This is a genomic window from Rothia sp. 110740021-2 (assembly GCF_054263775.1).
Window position 1 is genome coordinate 1,188,369 of the sequence record NZ_JBSZFE010000001.1, and the last position, 18,031, is coordinate 1,206,399.

The 18,031-nt window shown below is 60.2% G+C and carries 11 protein-coding genes; 3 read left to right on the top strand and 8 right to left on the bottom strand.

The genetic code is table 11. The annotated features are described in order from the left end of the window. Positions 1 to 176 precede the first annotated feature (176 nt). The 3 genes from ACUXHH_RS04890 to ACUXHH_RS04900 form a co-directional block, all read right to left on the bottom strand. Entirely contained in the window at positions 177 to 1,919 is a 1,743-nt protein-coding gene (locus ACUXHH_RS04890) for a bifunctional hydroxymethylpyrimidine kinase/phosphomethylpyrimidine kinase (protein WP_458390934.1), read from the bottom strand. Positions 1,920 to 2,308: 389 nt separating this feature from the next. Further along, positions 2,309 to 4,057, bottom strand: a complete 1,749-nt coding sequence (locus tag ACUXHH_RS04895; RefSeq protein ID WP_458390935.1) for an ABC transporter ATP-binding protein — start codon at positions 4,055 to 4,057, stop codon at positions 2,309 to 2,311. Position 4,058: 1 nt separating this feature from the next. After that, positions 4,059 to 5,924 (bottom strand): ABC transporter transmembrane domain-containing protein, encoded by a 1,866-nt coding sequence (locus tag ACUXHH_RS04900; protein ID WP_458390936.1) that lies wholly within the window; start codon positions 5,922 to 5,924, stop codon positions 4,059 to 4,061. A 434-nt stretch (positions 5,925 to 6,358) separates the two neighbouring features. On the opposite strand from ACUXHH_RS04900, the gene ACUXHH_RS04905 reads away from it, so the two are divergent. Together ACUXHH_RS04905 and ACUXHH_RS04910 are read left to right on the top strand one after the other, a co-directional pair. After that, a complete protein-coding gene (locus tag ACUXHH_RS04905) occupies positions 6,359 to 8,959 on the top strand; it encodes a DEAD/DEAH box helicase (protein ID WP_458390937.1) in 2,601 nt (866 codons plus the stop codon). Between the two features lie 81 nt (positions 8,960 to 9,040). Further along, complete coding sequence (locus tag ACUXHH_RS04910; protein ID WP_399536945.1) at positions 9,041 to 10,492, top strand: alpha/beta fold hydrolase; 1,452 nt, start codon at positions 9,041 to 9,043, stop codon at positions 10,490 to 10,492. 95 nt (positions 10,493 to 10,587) lie between these two features. Here ACUXHH_RS04910 and ACUXHH_RS04915 read toward each other — a convergent pair whose 3' ends face one another. Then, complete coding sequence (locus ACUXHH_RS04915; RefSeq protein ID WP_279788580.1) at positions 10,588 to 11,790, bottom strand: TerC family protein; 1,203 nt, start codon at positions 11,788 to 11,790, stop codon at positions 10,588 to 10,590. A gap of 324 nt (positions 11,791 to 12,114) precedes the next feature. Further along, positions 12,115 to 12,717, bottom strand: a complete 603-nt coding sequence (locus ACUXHH_RS04920) for an NAD(P)-dependent oxidoreductase (RefSeq protein WP_458390938.1) — start codon at positions 12,715 to 12,717, stop codon at positions 12,115 to 12,117. Between the two features lie 190 nt (positions 12,718 to 12,907). Here ACUXHH_RS04920 and ACUXHH_RS04925 point away from each other — a divergent pair, with 190 nt between their 5' ends. Beyond that, a complete protein-coding gene (locus ACUXHH_RS04925) occupies positions 12,908 to 13,351 on the top strand; it encodes a winged helix-turn-helix transcriptional regulator (protein WP_458390939.1) in 444 nt (147 codons plus the stop codon). 154 nt (positions 13,352 to 13,505) lie between these two features. On the opposite strand, the gene ACUXHH_RS04930 is transcribed toward ACUXHH_RS04925, so the two are convergent. The 3 genes from ACUXHH_RS04930 to ACUXHH_RS04940 all read right to left on the bottom strand — a co-directional run bounded on the left by ACUXHH_RS04930 (position 13,506) and on the right by ACUXHH_RS04940 (position 17,933). Then, positions 13,506 to 14,036: a hypothetical protein gene (locus ACUXHH_RS04930; RefSeq protein ID WP_279740702.1), complete on the bottom strand. Its 531-nt coding sequence runs from the start codon at positions 14,034 to 14,036 to the stop codon at positions 13,506 to 13,508. Positions 14,037 to 14,157: 121 nt separating this feature from the next. Next, the gene (gene uvrB / locus ACUXHH_RS04935) at positions 14,158 to 16,326 is read right to left on the bottom strand and encodes an excinuclease ABC subunit UvrB (RefSeq protein WP_458390940.1); all 2,169 of its coding nucleotides are present in this window, start codon (positions 16,324 to 16,326) and stop codon (positions 14,158 to 14,160) included. 290 nt (positions 16,327 to 16,616) lie between these two features. Beyond that, positions 16,617 to 17,933: a 2-oxoglutarate dehydrogenase gene (locus ACUXHH_RS04940; RefSeq protein ID WP_458390941.1), complete on the bottom strand. Its 1,317-nt coding sequence runs from the start codon at positions 17,931 to 17,933 to the stop codon at positions 16,617 to 16,619. Positions 17,934 to 18,031 lie beyond the last annotated feature (98 nt).

Genomic DNA, 18,031 nt, shown 5'->3' on the forward strand with positions numbered 1-18,031 from the left:
GGGCCGGAATCCTGCCGCTAACGGTTTTCACCGACGCCTTAAGCATAACCGCAAGGCACCCGAACCGGCGGCAGTTTGAGTGAAGCATCAATCACCCATCTCGCGCCATGCCGGGGCGGTATTCAGCCCAAAAATCGGTACCTAACGCACCGGCGAACCGAACCCCGCGCGAGCCTCTAACGCAGCGCCCGGTGAGCCTGGTCGAAGAACTCACGCTCATACACGCACGCCGACAGGTACGCCCGCGCCGCACGCACACGCTGAGCCGGTGAAGCCGCCTCAAACGCACGCTCCACCTCCACGAGGCTACGCGCCACATCCGCGGCGAACTCCTCGCCACCGTACATGCTCAACCACTCCGCGTACGGGTGGTCCGCGTGATTCTGCGAGGAGAGCACAGCGCCCACCTCTTCGTACAGCCAGTAGCAGGGCAGGATCGCCGCGGCACCGACCACGTAGTCATCACCGGCGGCGGAGGCACGCAGGAAATTTGTGTACCCCATCGTAATCGGTGAGGGTCCACCCAGACGCGCACGGTTCGCCAGCCAGCCCTCGTGCAGCTGCGATTCGGCGGCAATCGCCTCATGCGCACCGGCGGCCCAGTGCACCTGCGCCTCAGCGATGTCAGCACGCGCCGAGAGAGTCGCGAGCGCACGCGAATAATCACGCAGGTAGAGGGCGTCCTGGTCCAGGTAGAAGGCGAACAGGTCCTCGTCGAGGGTGCCTTCACCGAGGGCACGCACGAAGGGCAGGTCCAGGATCTGGTGCCAGGTTTCGCCACCGGCTGCCCAGAGGGCGGCGGTCCAGGGACCGGCGGGCTTTACGACGGCTTCACCGGCGGGCACGGGGCTGACCGGCAGCAGACGCTCCGGGCTGGTGCCGTCTAGGGCATTGCCCTCAGAGTCGGTGGTGGCGAGCAAGTGATGCCACGGGTAGGCGGAGGCGGCAGCCTCCAGACGGCGGGCACGCGCGGCGTGGTCCACCGGGCCGTGACCCTCACCGGAACCGACCTGCAAACCGGCGCCTGCGGCAATGGCCTCGTGGAGCCAGCGGGTGCTCCACTGCAGGGCGCGGTGGGTGTCTTCGCGGGTCAGAGTGTTCTTCTGGTCTGCGGTAGGTTCTGCGGCCTCCGCGTGCTGCAGCAGTTCCACGCCCAGGCGGGTTGCCAGCGAGGAGGACAGGGAGCATCCGGTGCCGTGCGTATTGCGGCTGTCCAAGCGCGGGGTGCGCACGTGCGCGCAGGTGCCGTCCGGGAAGACCGCGGTGTTACCGGCGTCCTGACCGCACAAGTGGCCACCCTTCACAATCACGGTGGTTCCGGTCGCCGCCGCGAGGTTCGCCGCCTGCTCGTGCGCCTCATCAAAGGTCTGGGCGGGCTCCTTCTGGCAGAGCACGGCAAGCTCCGGAATGTTCGGGGTAATCACGTCCACGAGCGGCACCAGGTCGCGCAGCGCCTGCTCCGCTTCCGCCTGCAGCAGACGGTCACCGCTGGAGGCAATCATGACCGGGTCGAGCACAACCACGGGCACGGGGTGCTCACTCAGCCAGGTGCGGACGGTGCGAATCGTGTCTGCGTCGCCAAGCATACCGATTTTCACGGCGTCAACCGTGACGTCATCAAAAACAGCGGCAAGCTGCGCGGTCAAAAACTCCAGGGGCGGGGTAAATACCTCGCGGACCCCGCAGGTGTTCTGGGCGACCAGCGAGGTGGTCACGCACATGCCGTAACCGCCGGATGCGGTAATGGACTTGAGGTCCGCCTGAATGCCCGCACCGCCGGAGGGGTCGGTGCCCGCAATCGAGAGGACCCTCGGCACGCGAGCTGTCTGGGGTGCCCGGGGGTTTCCGGGGGCGCTCGCGCCGGGTACAGGGTTAGAGGTGGATGCGCACGCGGGCGCGCTAGGCTGCTCTGCCATCATCGATAATCCCTTCGCTAGTTCGAACTAGAGCAGGTTCAATGGGTGATTCTCTCAGCCTTGAGTGTTTGTACGCTGTTTCGCGCGCCCGCTGTTCCGTGCCCCCGCTGTTTTGGTTGCCCGTCTTTGGGCGGGTCAGCGGGTTGGGAGCAGGCGTCTCAAGGCACCCCATATCGCTCTGCCAGGTTATCACAACGATTCTCAGTAACTGAAAGTTTTGCGGGTGACAAGTGAATCTCTCCGAAATTTTCGTTTGACGGATCCCCTCGGTGCGCTCTACCCCCTCATCTCAGCACCCACCACCGCCTCCCCAAACACCCCGTTAAACGAGTAGTGCCCGGCACCGCTTCACACGGTGCCGGGCACTATCTGTCGGGAATATATGCTGCCGGTTAGGTCAGGGCGAAAATCTCTGCCGGGGAGCCCTCCGCAATGATCCTGCCCTCGTGCAACAGGACCGCACGGTCAGCCTGTGAGGCGATACGCGCATCGTGCGAAATGATTAGCACCGCACGGTTCGCCAGCACGGCACTCAGGGACTCAGTTGCGTCCGCGAGCTCCAGCTGGGTGGTGGACTCATCCAGAATCACGGCGTGCGGGTCAGCAAGCACGATGCGTGCCAGTGCCAGCTGTTGAATCTGGTCGCGGGTCAGAGGCGAATCCGCGCCGCTGACGACGGTGTCCATGCCCTGCGGCAGGTCGCGCCACCAGCGGGCACCGATAGCGTCCAGTACCTCGCGCATCTGCTCGACGGTTGCATCCGGCACGACCACCGTAAAGTTATCGGCGAGAGTACCGAAGAAGACGTGTGCTTCCTGGGTGCAGACCAGCAGACGCGGGCGGCCGTCGGTGGCGGCATCGGTCGGGAAGTCGCCGTGACCCACCGGGCGCCCCATCACGTTAATGGTGCCGTCCAAGGCGGTCAGCGAACCACCAATCAGACGAGCCAGGGTGGTCTTGCCCGAACCAGATCGGCCCACCAAGGCGAGCGCTTCGCCGCGGCGAATCTTCAGGTTGATGCCTTCCAGAACGAGAGCGTCCGGCGAGTAGCCGTACGAGACGTGGGAGCAGTCAACGGCATACTCCGGGTTTTTCACGGCTTCATCAGACACGCCGGCGAACGCTTCGGCGCGGTGCTGTGCACGCTCCTCACGCTGCTTCTTCGCCAAGGAGACCACGCCGAACACACGACCCATGTTCACGAGCATGATGCGCAGGTTGCTAACGTGGTGGTTCAGCATGTCGGCGAGGGTTCGCAGGCTGAAAACCATGACCGAGGCGGTCGCTACGGCACCCCAGCTTGCCCAGCCGAGAGCCACGCAGGCGGCGCCCCAGAGCATGCACAGAACCGTGGGGATCCAAGCGTTGATAGCGTCCACGGTGAAGTACAGCTGGCGGATGCGCACCATGCCCAGCTGCGCGGCGAACTGGCGCTTGTTCTCGCCGGCGAAGGCGTCTTCGCGGGCGGTGTGAACGCCCAGCTCACGGATCGTGGATGTGCCGCGAATATTCTCGGTCAGCACGCTGTTGAGGTCGCTCACGCGCTCCTGGGTGGCCTGGTTGCGTGCCGCCATGAGCGGTAGCATCTTCGACATAATGAGCGCCAGACCGGCAATCATGGGCAGCATGATCAGACCCATTGCTGGGCTCACAAACGCCAGAGAGATCGTGGAAACCAGGAAGTACAGAATCACGTAGATTGCACCGAGAAGGTCTGTGCTGACAGCGTTTGCTGCCGAGGACAGGTCGTCGGTCACGCGGGTGAGCAGGTCGCCGCTACCGGCTTCTTCCACGGTGCGTGCGTCCAGATCGAGGGTGCCGTCGAGGGTGTCCTGGTTGGCGTCACGGGTGACGAGTGCACCTAGTCGGGCCGCACTGTACGAGGAGACCATGAGGGTTATCGCCTGCACGATGAACGCCGCCAGGATAATCAGAATCGGCTGCCACGGGTAGCTGGAGAACTTACCCGCCACCACGTCGTCCACAGTGGCACCAATCTGCAGGGGCACCACCGCACCCATGAGGGTGCTGACCATGTAGATGACGAAGGTGTAGAGGGCCCGCCCCTTATGCACTGCGAGGTAGTTCCACATGCGGCGTGCCACATAAGCGGGGGTTTCGATGGGGAGCTGCTTTGCCATGCTAGTTCACCTCCTGATTCTGAGTGGTTTCCGGGTAGCCGTCGCGTTCCATGCGGCGGGTCGTCTCCGCGGTCGTGGAGACAACGTAGACCTGCTCCAAATCCTGTAGCAGGCCGGGATAACCGACGGGCAGGCGGTCGCTACCGATTTGGGTTTCCATCGCATCGTAGATGTAGCGCTGGCTGGGTTCGTCCACGGAGTTCAGCGGCTCAGTCAGGATGAGCACCTGCGCATCCTGTGCGAGCGCACGGGCTAGTGCCAGACGCTGACGCTGACCACCGGAGAGGTTCGCGCCTTCACTGGTGATGCGGGCGGCGAAGTAGTCTTCGGGGTTGCGTCCGCCCAGTCGGTAGGCGATTTCGCGGGCGTCGGTAATCTTCAGCAGCTCCTGGTCCTTTGCCTGTGCCAGCTCCTCGTCGGGGTTCGGCACGGTGCCCAGGCGCAGGTGCTCCTGCAGGGTTCCGGCGAAAATCATGGGGTTCGGCTCGCTCAGCAGCACGCGGCGGCCGGTAGCGTCCTTGAGGTCCTCTCCCCCACGTCGCAGGGTGCGGGCAAGCGCCTCGGCGTAGTCTTGCGCGGTGAGGTTGTAGTCGCGCGGGTTGACGTACACGATGCGCGGGTTGCTAGCGCCGGTGGGAGCGACGGGTACGGACACCTCAAAGGTGCTCGCCTCGACTGCCTGTACGGCGCGTGCCAGCTGCGCCATTTCTTCATCGGTGCGCGGGCTCTTCAGCACGCCCTGGCGTACGCCCGCGTGACCTTCGAGGCGGGCGACCTTGGCGAGCGCAATCTTGGCGTATCGCCATGCGGTGAGGAAGTTCTGGGTAATCCAGATGGGGCCGCCCATCATCGCGATAATGGAGGCGACGGTCACCAGGGACGCAGCGGGCGTGTCGGAGACCCAGCGGCCGTTTTCGACGTGGCCGGTGAGGGCGAAGCCGATGCCGAGCAGGGTGACGGCACCGCCGAGCAGTGCGCGGATGAGGTACATCCAGCGGTGCGTCTTTTCGTAGCGCATGTAGCTGTCGAAGACTTCGTCGGTGCCGCGGTGGTAGCGTTCACGTATCTGTTCTTCGGCGCCGAGGCCGGCGATGGTGCGCAGACCGGTGGCGATGTCGGAGGCGCGTGAGGAGGCTTCGCCGTCCTTTTCGCGGTATTCGCCAATCTTGGATTCGAGGAAGGTCGAGTACCAGGCGATGACGACGACCACAATGAGCGTGCCGATAAGGGTGACGACCGCGGTGACGGGGTTGATGAGCCAGAGCTGCACGGCACCGAGGGTCGCGATGATCATGGCGTTAACGAATAGCGGCAGTGAGAAGTAGACGTCCGTAATGCGGCGTACATCTTTGTTCATGACCGTGACCGCTTCGCCGGAGTCTACGCCGGCGCGGGTTTTGCCCATGAGCCGGTTGATGTAGATGCGCCAATCGCGGCCGAGTTCTGCACTGAGGGTCATGGAGGTACCCCAGCCGAAGAACTCGTTAATCACGATGAAGGTGATGGATGCGACAACTACCCAGAACATGGGCCAGGCGTTGGTGGCTTTTCCTGCGATGTACTGGTTGATGAATTGACCTACCATGACGGGGATCAGGATTGCGCCGATACCTGCGGTAGCTTCACCCACGATGGGGATTGCCCAGCGGTGCCAGGGGTATTTGTGTCCGGGCGCGGTGACACGCAGGGCGAGGCGCTTTTTGAGGGCTTCCTCTTCGGCCTTGCGCAGTTCGCTGCCGGTTATTTCCTGTGCAGATTTTTTCTGAGCGGCTTTTTCCTGCGTAGTTTTGTTATGCATGGATTCTTCACGCGTAGATTCTTCACGCGCAACGTTTTCTTGTGCCTTGTCATCATTGCATTCAGTCATTCAACGTTTCTCCTTTCTCTTACCCTATTCCTTTATCAATGTGGCACGCAACACTAAGAGTGTATTAGGTGGGGTGTGTCGTTATTTTATGCAACGTATTTTGGGGCGTGTATCAACCGCACGGTATGAGCCGGCGTCAATCGGAGGACTTGAACCTAGGTGGCAATTTATACGACATGGAGGTCTGTGTTTTCGACCTTCTAAGCACCAAGTTTTTGCACCACTGCACTTTTAGTGCTTTGTTCTACACTACACGAATTTTGGGAATTCCCGCTTTAGCGCGGCACCGCACCTCCGGAACGCTCCGCAAAGGAACCGCAACCACCCTGCAAAGATGCAGCGCACACCCCGCCAACACTCCGCGAGTACCCGTTTGTTCCCTCGTAACGATAACGCCCCCGCGCCCGTCCTATTCCCGATAGACTGGAATTCTCATGAGTATTTTGAATTTTCTTTCTCCCTCGCTGGGCGAGAACCCCGGCAACTACAATCGACGCAATTTTCATGGCAACCCCCTCACCGCCGAAGAAATCTATGAATCCTTCACCGAGTGGATTTCGACCCGCGGCATGACCATGTACCCCGCGCAGGACGAGGCTGTTCTGAGCATTGCCGCCGGACATAACGTGGTGCTGGCAACCCCGACCGGTTCGGGTAAGTCCACTGTGGCTGTTGCCGCGCATTTTACGGGCCTGGCAACCGGTCAGCGCTCCTACTATACCGCCCCCATTAAGGCGCTGGTGTCTGAGAAGTTCTTTGATCTGATCAATATTTTTGGTGCCGAGAACGTGGGCATGATTACCGGCGACTCCGCCATTAATACGGAGGCGCCCATTATCTGCTGCACCGCGGAGATTCTCGCCAATATTGCCCTGCGCGAGGGTAAGGATGCGGACCTCTGCCAGGTCATTATGGACGAGTTCCATTTCTACTCTGACCCGCAGCGCGGCTGGGCGTGGCAGCTTCCCCTGCTGGAGCTTCCGCAGGCGCAGTTCCTGCTGATGAGCGCGACCCTGGGCGATACGACTCGCTTTCAGGAGGAGATGACGGCGCTGACCGGTCGTGCGAGTGACCTGGTGGCGCATTCTGAGCGTCCTATTCCGTTGCATTTCTACTACTCCGCCACCCCGGTTCAGGAGACGGTGCAGGAGCTCGTGCAGACCAAGCAGACTCCGGTCTATATTGTGCATTTCTCGCAGAAGGCGGCGCTGGAGCAGGCGAATGCGCTGCTGTCAGTGGCTATTGCCTCGAAGGAAGATAAGGAACGCATCGCGGAGCTGATTGCGAAGTTCCGTTTCGGTCCGGGCTTTGGTAAGGCACTGAATAAGCTGGTGCGTGCCGGTATCGGTATTCACCACGCGGGTATGCTACCCAAGTACCGCCGCCTGGTGGAGCAACTGGCTCAAGAGGGTCTGCTCAAGGTGATTTGCGGTACCGACACCCTGGGTGTGGGTATTAACGTTCCCATCCGTACCGTGCTGATTACGGCGCTGTCGAAGTTTGATGGTGCCCGCAGCCGTCGTCTGCGCGCCCGCGAGTTCCACCAGATTGCTGGACGCGCCGGCCGCGCCGGTTTTGATACCGCCGGCACCGTGGTGGTTCAGGCACCCGAGCACGATATTGAGAATGCTCGCCTGCTGGCTAAGGCTCAGGCGAAGTTCGGTGACGACACTAAGCGCATTAACCAGTCACTGTCCTCCAAGCGTAAGAAGGCACCGGAAGGCTTCGTTGGCTGGTCCGAGAAGACTTTTGACCAGCTGGTAGAAGCCGCCCCGGAGCCGCTAACCTCTTCCTTCGACATCACCCACTCGATGCTGCTGAACCTGATGCACCGCCCGGAGAACCCGGTCGTTGCCGCGTACCGCATCATCCAGCAGAACCACGAGAGCCCTGCGCGCCGCCGCGAGCTGCTGCGCAAGGCAATCGGTATCTACAAGGAGCTGCTGACCGGCGGCGTGATTGAGCGAACCAACACCCCGGACGAGCACGGCTCCTACCTGCGCCTGACCGAGGATTTGCAGGATAACTTTGCCCTGAACCAGCCGCTGTCCGCTTTTGCGGTCGCCGCACTGGAACTGCTCGACCCCGAATCCCCCAGCTACGCGCTGGACGCGCTCTCCCTCATCGAGGCGACCCTGGAATCGCCGAACCAGGTGCTGTACGCGCAGGAACGCAAGGCAAAGAACGAGCTGTCGGCACAGCTGAAGGCGGACGGTGTGGACTACACCGAACGCATGAACGAGCTGGACAAGGTCACCTACCCGCAGCCTCTGGCGGAGCTCATTGAGCAGGCGTACACGACCTACAAGCAGTCCGCACCGTGGGTGGCTCGTTTTGAGCCGCGGCCCAAATCGATTGTGCGTGACATGTACGAACGCGCGATGGGCTTCAATGACTTCGTGCAGTACTACTCGCTGGAACGTGCCGAGGGCGTGTTTCTGCGCTACCTCTCTGACGCGTACAAGGCGCTACGCCACACCATCCCTGATTCTGCCGTAACCGACGAGCTCGACGACATTATCGCGTGGCTCGGCGAGCTCGTGCGCCAGACCGACTCCTCCCTGGTGGATGAGTGGGAGAAGCTAGCTGCCGGCGAAGACACCGCCACCATTGCCGCCGAGCACGCCTCCATCGAGGAGGAAGAGCCTCCCGCCGTGACGAAGAACCTGCGCGCCTTCCGTGTGATGGTGCGCAATGCCCTGTTCCGCAGAGTGGAGCTCTTCGCTGAGGAGCGTGACCGCGCCCTGGGCGCCCTGGACGAGTGGTGCGGCTGGGATGCCGACCGCTGGGCGGACACTATGGACGACTACTTCGACGTCTACGACGACATCTACACGGACGCCGATGCGCGCTCGCCTCGCCTGGTCAGCATGGATGAGGACACCGCCGCGCATCCGGGCGTGTGGAAGGTTCAGCAGAGCTTCGCCGATCCCGAAGACAACTTTGACTTCGGTATTCGTGCCGAGGTTGATTTGGTTGCCTCCGATGAGGCTGGGTACCCGGTATTGAAGATTCTGAGCGTGGGCGAGTTCTAAGACTCCGAATGAAACTCCGTCCGAGGCTCAGCCACGATGTTGCCCGTAGTGGGCTAGAATACAGAGTATCTATCTATTTGAATGAAAGAAGGTTCACCGTTGACCGTTTCTTCGCTTCCCAAGGTTGAGTACCGCAAGGGTTCGGTCGTCAAGCACGACGGCTACGAGATTACCGACCACTGGTTCCAGGTTCCCCTGACCCACGGTCTGATTTTCTCCAAGGGCAAGGATGCCGCTCTCTCCTCCCGTTTCGCGGACCAGACCATCACCGTGTTCGCCCGCGAGGTCGTGAGCACCAACGAGACTCTGACCGTTTCGGCTGATAAGCGTCCTTACATTGTGTACCTGCAGGGCGGCCCCGGTTTCGGTTCGCCGAAGACCGGCTCCATTGGCGGCTGGATTGCTGAGCTGGCGAAGACTCACCGCGTGATTCTTCTGGATCAGCGCGGTACCGGCATGTCTTCCCCGCTGTCTGCTCGCAACATCACCGCTGTGGGTGACGCGCAGGTTCAGGCTGAGTACACGGAGCTGTTCCGTGCGGATTCCATCATTGCTGACGCTGAGGCTGTCCGCGAGGTGCTGCTCGCTAACCGTGCAGACAAGCGCTGGTCCACCATTGGTCAGTCTTTCGGTGGCTTCCTGACTCTGTCCTACCTGTCGTTCGCACCTCAGTCGCTGCGTGACTGCCGCATCACTGCGGGTCTGGCACCGATTCGTACCTCCGTGGATAACGTCTACCAGCACACCTTCGACCGAATGAAGGAACGTGTTGAGGAGTACTACAGCTGGTTCCCGGAGGATGCTGAGCTCGCCACCCGCATCGCTGAGCACCTACGCACCCACAAGGAGTACCTGCCCACTGGTGAGCGTCTGACCGATCACCGCTTCCAGATGGCTGGCCACTTCCTGGGTGGCCGCTGGCGTGAGCGCGGTCTGCACTACTTCCTGGAGACCGCTTTCGCTGAGGGTAACGACCACCTCTCCGATCAGTTCCTGACCGCTATGGGTGCCGAGGTGACCTTCCAGGCGAACCCGCTGTACGCCCTGATGCACGAGACCATTTACGCTGACGGCCCCGCTGACGGCGTTCTGCCCGGCATCCCCGGCTACGAGCTGTCCCCCTCCCCCGCACCGACCAACTGGTCTGCTGCTCGCGTGGCGGCGTCCCGCCCCGAGTTCGCACCGGATGCGGATCGTCTGCTCTTCACCGGCGAGCACATCTTCCCCTGGTACTACGAGGAGGATCCCTCGCTGCGTCCGCTGGCTGAGGTTGCTAACCTGCTGGCTGAGAAGAAGGACTGGGGTCGCCTGTACGACCACGCACAGCTGCACAAGAATGAGGTTCCTGTGGTAGCTGCGGCGTACAACCCGGACGTGTACGTGGACTTTGAGCACTCCATGGAGACCGCTCGTTGGGTCGGTAACACTCAGGTGTGGACCTCGAAGACCCACCACCACGACGGTTTCGGTTCTGACTCGCTGACCATTCTGGGTCACCTTAAGAACATGCTGGCTGAGGTGCACAACCAGTAAAACTTTCAAGATAGCGAGAGCCCCTCACCCCGGTTGATCCGGTGTGAGGGGCTCTCGTGTAAGCGCTTAGCCTGGTGAGGCTACAGGCTCAGTAACTACTTGGAGGAAGAGTGCGCATCCTGTGCGGTGCGGGCACGCATCACGAGGGCGTGGTACTCGTCTTCCTTCTCGATCAGCTCTTCACGCAGCTTGGCGGGAATGGCGTTGAGCTTCTCGGTTTCCTGTTGCCAGCGGACGGTGATGTCTGCACGCTCGGCGGCGGGTGCATCCTCGGGCAGTGCCAGGTACTTCTCGGAGAGCGCCTGAACACGCTGGATGGTCTGCAGTGCGCGGCCCTTGGGACTGAGCAGCGAAGCAAGCACGGTAATGATTAGAACGCCCACAATGACCATCAGCGACATTTCGGTGCTGATTTCGACCACGTGCACGGGCTCGCCGTGGTTAATGAACGGCAGGTTGTTCTCGTGCATTGCGTGCAGGATGAGCTTCGCACCAATGAACGCGAGGATGGTCGCCAGGCCGTAGGAGAGGTAGATGAGGCGGTCCAGCAGACCGTCAATAAGGAAGTACAGCTGGCGCAGACCCATAAGTGAGAATGCGGTCGCAGTAAACACAATGTAGACCGACTGGGTGAGGCCGAAGATCGCGGGGATCGAGTCGAGTGCGAAGAGCAGGTCGGAACCGGCGATAGCGACCATGACGAGCATCATGGGGGTCATGACACGCTTGCCGTTTTCGATGGTGAAGAGCTTGTCGCCGTCGAAGTGGTCGCTGGTCTTCAGGTACTTCTTGGCGAGGCGGACCATAATGTTGTCTGCTTCGTCGTCACCGTCGCCGTCGGTGATTTCATCCTTGAGCAGGTTACCTGCGGTCATGAGCAGGATCAGGCCGAAGATGTAAAACACCCAGGCGAAGGAGTTGATGATTGCTGCGCCGGCAAAGATGAAGGAGCCACGCGCCAGGATCGCAAAGACGATACCGAAGAGCAGGACCTTCTGCTGATTCTCACGGGTGACACGGAAGGTGCCCATAATGATCATGAAGACGAAGAGGTTATCGACCGAGAGAGCTTCTTCGGTGATGTAGCCTGCGTAGAATTCGGTAGCTGCGGAGGGGCCGTTCGTCACGAAAATGTACAGACCAAACAGCAGCGCGATGCTGATGTAAATACTCGACCAGATGGCCGCTTCCTTGACGGTGGGTTCGTGCGCCTTACGGACGTGGAACACGAAGTCGAAGGCCAATAGACCCGCGATGATGAGAATAGTAACCAACCATTGCAACCCGGTAACTTCCATGGGGAGCCTTTCTTGTGGTGTGCGTACAGGACCACAAGTCTCTCCCGCCGACCTGAATGGAGGTCGGCTCGATTCACCGGTTAGACGCCTTCGGCTAACGTGCTGACGATGAGTCGATTGGTGGGATACTCCCTTGCTCGGTGAACGATTATACAGCAGGTTGGGGTTTTTACGCAGGAGCCCCTCCGGGAGAACTTTCAGGAGCGAGATGTACCGAAACGCCGCATCCGGCAGGGGTGACCTGACGGATGCGGCGTTTCGGGTGATGAATAAGCACTGCCTAGTTGGGGGTCTAGCTGGCGACGCTATGAGTTGGCGCTGTTACTAGTTGGCAACGGTGAAGCGGCGGCCCGCGTGCTTAGGCTCTTCTACCTCATCAATCAGGGCGACAGCAAAATCCTCGGCGCTAACGAACTCGCCTGCGGGGGTGTCCAGTGTGGTGTTGTACTTGCCGGTGCGCTCACCCGGTGCGATTTCAAACGCCGGGGAGAGCATGGTCCAGTTCAGGCCCTCGGATGCGCGGTAATCGTCGAGAATCTGCGCGAACGCCTTCGCCTCGGGCTTGTACTCTTCCGGGAAGCCTTCGCTATCAACGAAACGGTTGCCGTTGCCGTCCTCAAGGGAGCCAGCACCACCGACGACCAGCAGTCGACCGGTAGGTGCTGCCGCGATTAGCGCACGGTGTGCGTCGATGACCGGCTGCGCGGAGGTGCCGCGACCGCCCGGAACGGCGACGATGGTGACGTCGTGATTGTTGACGATGTCGACCAGTGCCGCGGTATCTGTAAGGTCGATGCTGCGGGCGGTGGTGCCTTCGGGTGCCTTGCCGGAGCGGGTGTATGCATCGACCTGGTGGCCGCGGGAGATTGCTTCTGCTGCGGTGCGTGCGCCGACCATGCCGGTTGCGCCGATGATTGCGATGTTCATGAGGGGTTCTTTTCGGGTAGGTCTTCTGTAGTTTTTCTTGCGGTGTTCCGCGTAATGGTTTTATAGTATCTATTAGAAACCAGGTACCTCAAGGTAACTATTGGAGATGCGTAGAAAATATTTAAAAATATTTTTCGCCCCCCTCTCCACCCCTAAAACAGCCCCTTGGCAGATTGAAAAGACAGCAGCTATGACCACCCCGCTCATCTCCCCCACACACGAAACTGCAGTAAGCACCTGCACCCAGCAGGACGACCTGCGCGCCAATATTCTCACCAGCGCCTGCCCCTCCCGCACCGTGATGCGCCACCTCACCGACCGGTGGACCCCGCTCATTGTTGCGGTGCTCTCCGAACAGCCCGTCGCCCGCTTCGGCGAACTCAAGGTAAGTATTCAGGGTGTCTCCCCCAAGGTCCTCACCCAGACCCTGCGCTCCATGGAACGTGACGGCCTGGTAGAACGTCGGGTCACCGCATCCATTCCGCCGCGCGTGGACTACGAACTGACCGCGCTCGGTATGACCCTCATTGAGCCGATGTCCGCCCTGCGCCACTGGGCGCAGGACAATATGCAGGCGGTACTCGAAGCCCGCAAGCGCTACGACGCCACCGCACTAGAGAACGGCGACGTGTAAAAGGCGCAACGTAAAAAAGTACAGCATAGAGCGGCATAGTATATAAAAACGCAGTGTAGAGAGGCACCGCACAGCTCAATACCGTACAGCAACCCCATATCAAAGTAACCCTCCCCGTGAACTATTACGGGGAAGGCTACTTCTATATTTCATTCTATGAGGAGACCATGTTGAAGGTCGGCGGGGTGAAAGCAATCGCGTTTACCTGCTTGTTGGTATCCACTGTGCCGTTCTCATGAATCATCGGGACGGTAATAACCACCTCAAACTGGTACATGCCTTCCATGAGCTTATCGCCACACAGCGCAAAACGCGCAGAGATGTCCGTCGCTTGATCATTCATGCTCGATGCAAACGGAATGACCTGCCCCCGAACGGTCTGAGTCTTGCCGTTGCGGGTCATGACGGCCGCCTTACCGGTCGGGTCAGTGGTGAAGATCTGACGGTCAATGATTTCACCATGGGTAAAGTCTGGCCCCTGAACCGCCTTGCAATCATCAGCCGAAACAGCGAATACGGGCACCGCCGTGGAGTCAGCAATAGCGGGCACAGCCCAGAGTGCGCCGCGGGTGAGGTTGCGGCGGGTAACAAAACGAGCTCCCGTAGTGTGTGCGTCTGGAGATTGATTCACAGTAGTCGCAGATTTTTCTTCGTCGTTCAGAAACATCAAGGTGTTATTTGACACGTAAAATACCTTGATAGTCTACATCATGTATCTGCACCCAGTGGAAGTTCATGAACGATAAGTTACCTCATGGCGAAAAACCCAAGTCGGGACCCTAAACACCGGGCTTAGAACACCGGGTTTAGGCGTGACCCGCCTCCTTCATCAGGCGCAACTCCTTCTTCAAATCGGCAAGCTCATCACGCAGACGTGCCGCCAACTCAAATTGCAAGTTCTCCGCCGCCACGCGCATCTGCTCGCTCATCTGCTCAATCAAATCCAGCAGGTCCTCGGCAGGTGCCGCCGCCAGGCCGTCGGCACGAACACGCGCCTCCGCACGGGCGAGAAGCTCCTCCGACTCCAGGGTGCTCGTGGCAATCTTCGACGAGGTCGCAGAACCGGTCTTCGCACCCGCACTCACCGTCCGGGCACCCTTCTTACCGCTCTTCCGCAACTGCAGAAGCTCGCGGGTATCCTCTTCCTCGCGGGCGAGAATATCCGTAATATCGGCAATCTTCTTCCGCAGAGGCTGCGGGTCAATACCGTGCTCACGGTTGTACGCCTGCTGAATCTCGCGGCGGCGGTTCGTCTCATCAATCGCCACGCGCATCGAATCCGTAATCTTATCCGCGTACATGTGCACCTGACCGGACACATTACGCGCCGCACGACCAATGGTCTGAATCAGCGACGTGGTCGAACGCAGGAAGCCTTCCTTATCGGCATCCAGAATCGCAACCAGAGACACCTCAGGCAGGTCCAGACCCTCACGCAGCAGGTTAATACCAACCAGCACATCAAAGGTACCCAGGCGCAGCTCACGCAGAAGCTCCACACGGCGCAACGTATCAACGTCAGAATGCAGATACTGCACCTTCACGCCGTGCTGCAGTAGGTACTCCGTCAAATCCTCTGCCATGCGCTTGGTGAGGGTCGTAACCAGCACACGCTCATCACGTTCAACGCGCACGCGAATCTCCTCAAGCAAATCATCAATCTGCCCCTTGGTCGGCTTGACCACAATCTCCGGGTCAATCAGGCCCGTCGGCCGAATAATCTGCTCCACATAACCATCAGCCTGCGACAGCTCATACTTGCCGGGGGTTGCCGAAAGGTAAATCGTCTGACCGATGCGCTCCAGGAACTCCTCCCATTTCAGCGGGCGGTTATCCATCGCCGACGGCAGACGGAAACCGTGCTCCACCAGCGTGCGCTTACGGGACATATCACCCTCATACATGGCACCGATCTGCGGGACCGTCACGTGCGATTCGTCAATAATTAGTAGGAAATCATCCGGGAAATAATCCAACAGACAGTTCGGGGCGCTGCCGGGGGCACGACCGTCAATATGGCGCGAGTAGTTCTCAATGCCATTGCAGAAGCCCATCTGCTCCATCATTTCCAGGTCGTAGGTGGTGCGCATGCGCAGACGCTGCGCCTCCAGCAGCTTGCCCTGGGATTCGAGGGTCTGCAGGCGCTCGCGCAGCTCATCCTCAATGGAGGTAATAGCCTTCGCCATACGCTCAGCACCGGCGACGTAGTGGCTTGCGGGGAAGACATACATTTCTTCTTCCTCGCGAATTACCTCGCCGGTCAGCGGGTGCAGGGTGTAAATCGCCTCAATCTCATCACCGAAGAACTCAATGCGGATTGCGTTCTCCTCGTACATGGGGATGATTTCGACGGTATCGCCGCGCACACGGAACGTGCCGCGGTGAAAGTCCATGTCGTTACGCGCGTACTGCATCGCCACGAACTGACGCAGCAGCTCATCGCGGTCAATCTCCTCACCGCGACGCAGAGTCACCATCTGCTCAATGTACTCCTCGGGCGTGCCCAGACCATAAATGCAGGACACGGTCGCAACCACCACCACGTCGCGGCGAGTCAGCAGGGAGTTCGTCGCCGAGTGACGCAGACGCTCCACTTCCTCATTGATGGAGGAGTCCTTCTCAATGAACGTATCGGTCTGCGGCACGTACGCCTCAGGCTGGTAGTAGTCGTAGTACGAGACGAAATACTCCACCGCATTATTCGGCAGCAGCTCGCGCAGTTCATTCGCCAGCTGCGCCGCCAGAGTTTTATTCTGCACGAGCACCAGAGTCGGACGCTGCACCGCCTCAATCAGCCAGGCTGCGGTCGCGGACTTACCGGTACCGGTAGCGCCCATCAGCACAATGTCCTTCTCACCGTTCTGCACACGCTCGGTGAGCTCGGCGATAGCCTTCGGCTGATCACCGGCAGGCTGGAAGGGGCTGACTACTTCAAAGGGGGCAACAACACGGTTAATTTCAGGTGCGTAACTCATGTATCCATCCTAGGGGAAAGCCGCCCGATGTGCCCTCGGATTGGTCGCCCTTTTCTACTGGCGCAATAGTCCAGACACGACAGGTAACAAGCCATCACCATGAAAGTGCCCAAGTTCATAAAAGAGGTAGCGCAAAAGATAAGGGGTATTCGACTAGTTCATATGCGCTACCGGGCAGGAACCGAGCGGAAGCATTCTCCCGCACGATAACGGTGCTTTTAGGAACAGCGCTCACAGCATGATTCCGGGCGGTATTTTATTGGTTTGCAGCCGTGGGGGTTGCCACAGCGTTAGTGCACCTCCACAGTTGCTCCGGCAAGGCTCATCAGCGCCCGGTTCGTCAGTGGAAGGTACCCATTCAGGGCGCTCAAAATCAGCTGCATGGTGCGCTCTTCATCCTCCACGCTCAGTCCACGCAGAATACCCACACCCGGCACGCAGATGCGCTGCTTATACAGATCAATCACAGCGCACACGGTGCGGTTCGGCACACCCAATACCGGCAGCATGCCGCGGTGATTGACGGTGCGCAGGCCCTTACCGACCACAGCGGCAGTGCGAATATCCGGACGAGCGCTGCCCTCAAACCGGGAGGCGCCTGCACCGTTCGCAAAAGCGGCAGGGGCGGGAATACTATTCGGCGCCGCACTCTTCTCGTTCAGCACAGACAGCAGCGGCTCCCCCACGGCAGCGGTGACCGCCACGTAGCGTACCTGCCGGTCCATGGCGTTCAGGAAGTCCAGTTCCGCGTATTCCTCCACGCGGTAGTTCTCAACCAGACCGGCTTCACCCGACCCAGTTTCTTCCACGGTTCGGGTGATGACTTCTTCATCGTAGAAGCTTGCTACGCACACCTGCGGGGTACCTCGCTCAATGCGGGCGCGGCACCGATAGTCGTCATCGAGCAGCCAGAGGGACAGTTCGTAGCCGTCGGGTACATCGCGCACACCGGTCGCAAGCAGAACTTCGCTGCCGTTCAGGGGGAATGGCTCCCAGCCTGCCGGTTCAAAAGCATTGAGCGCACCGTCCAGGGCGGGATTGCAGGACCCGAGGCTCGGCGCTTGCTCAGCCGGGGTGAATGCCTCGGTGGAGGGCATAGCGATGGTGAGCCCGCGCATCCTGCCGGCAAGGCATAGTTCAATCGCCATGAGCAGGTGGCCCGCACCTTCACGGCTCAGTGCGGGGCTCTGAACCAGGTGCGCCACACCGGAGTTATCCAGGCTGAGGTGTTCGCCAACTCCGCGAGCGGCGTTAGAGTAGCGGTTGTGCAGGCGCACCAGCTCGTCAATGGGCAGGGCACGGCCCACGATGCCGAACGCCTGGGCGATAGCCTGAACATGTTCAGGGAAGACGCGGCAGAGCCTGCCAAGCTGGCGGGCAAATTCTGCCGGACGCTGCGTGAGCACACCCAACAGGGTGCCGAGGTTCTGCTGGTGGTAGGCGTTGAGCAGCTGGGCGACGGTGGCGGGTTCAAGCTGCTCGACGGTGCCCCTCGTGGGGAGGCGCGCGCCCTGACGGTTGAGGGTTGCGGTGCCGCCGCGGCTACCCGCGGACTGCTCTGATGAGTTTTTGCCTGCTTGTTCTCGGTAGGTTCCCGACTGCGTCACGTTTTCACGACCTCAGATATTGGATAAGCCTTTTGGCACTCCTTCTACCCTAGCAACAAAAACAGGCAAATACTAGGGTTAGAGTAACCATTAACTAA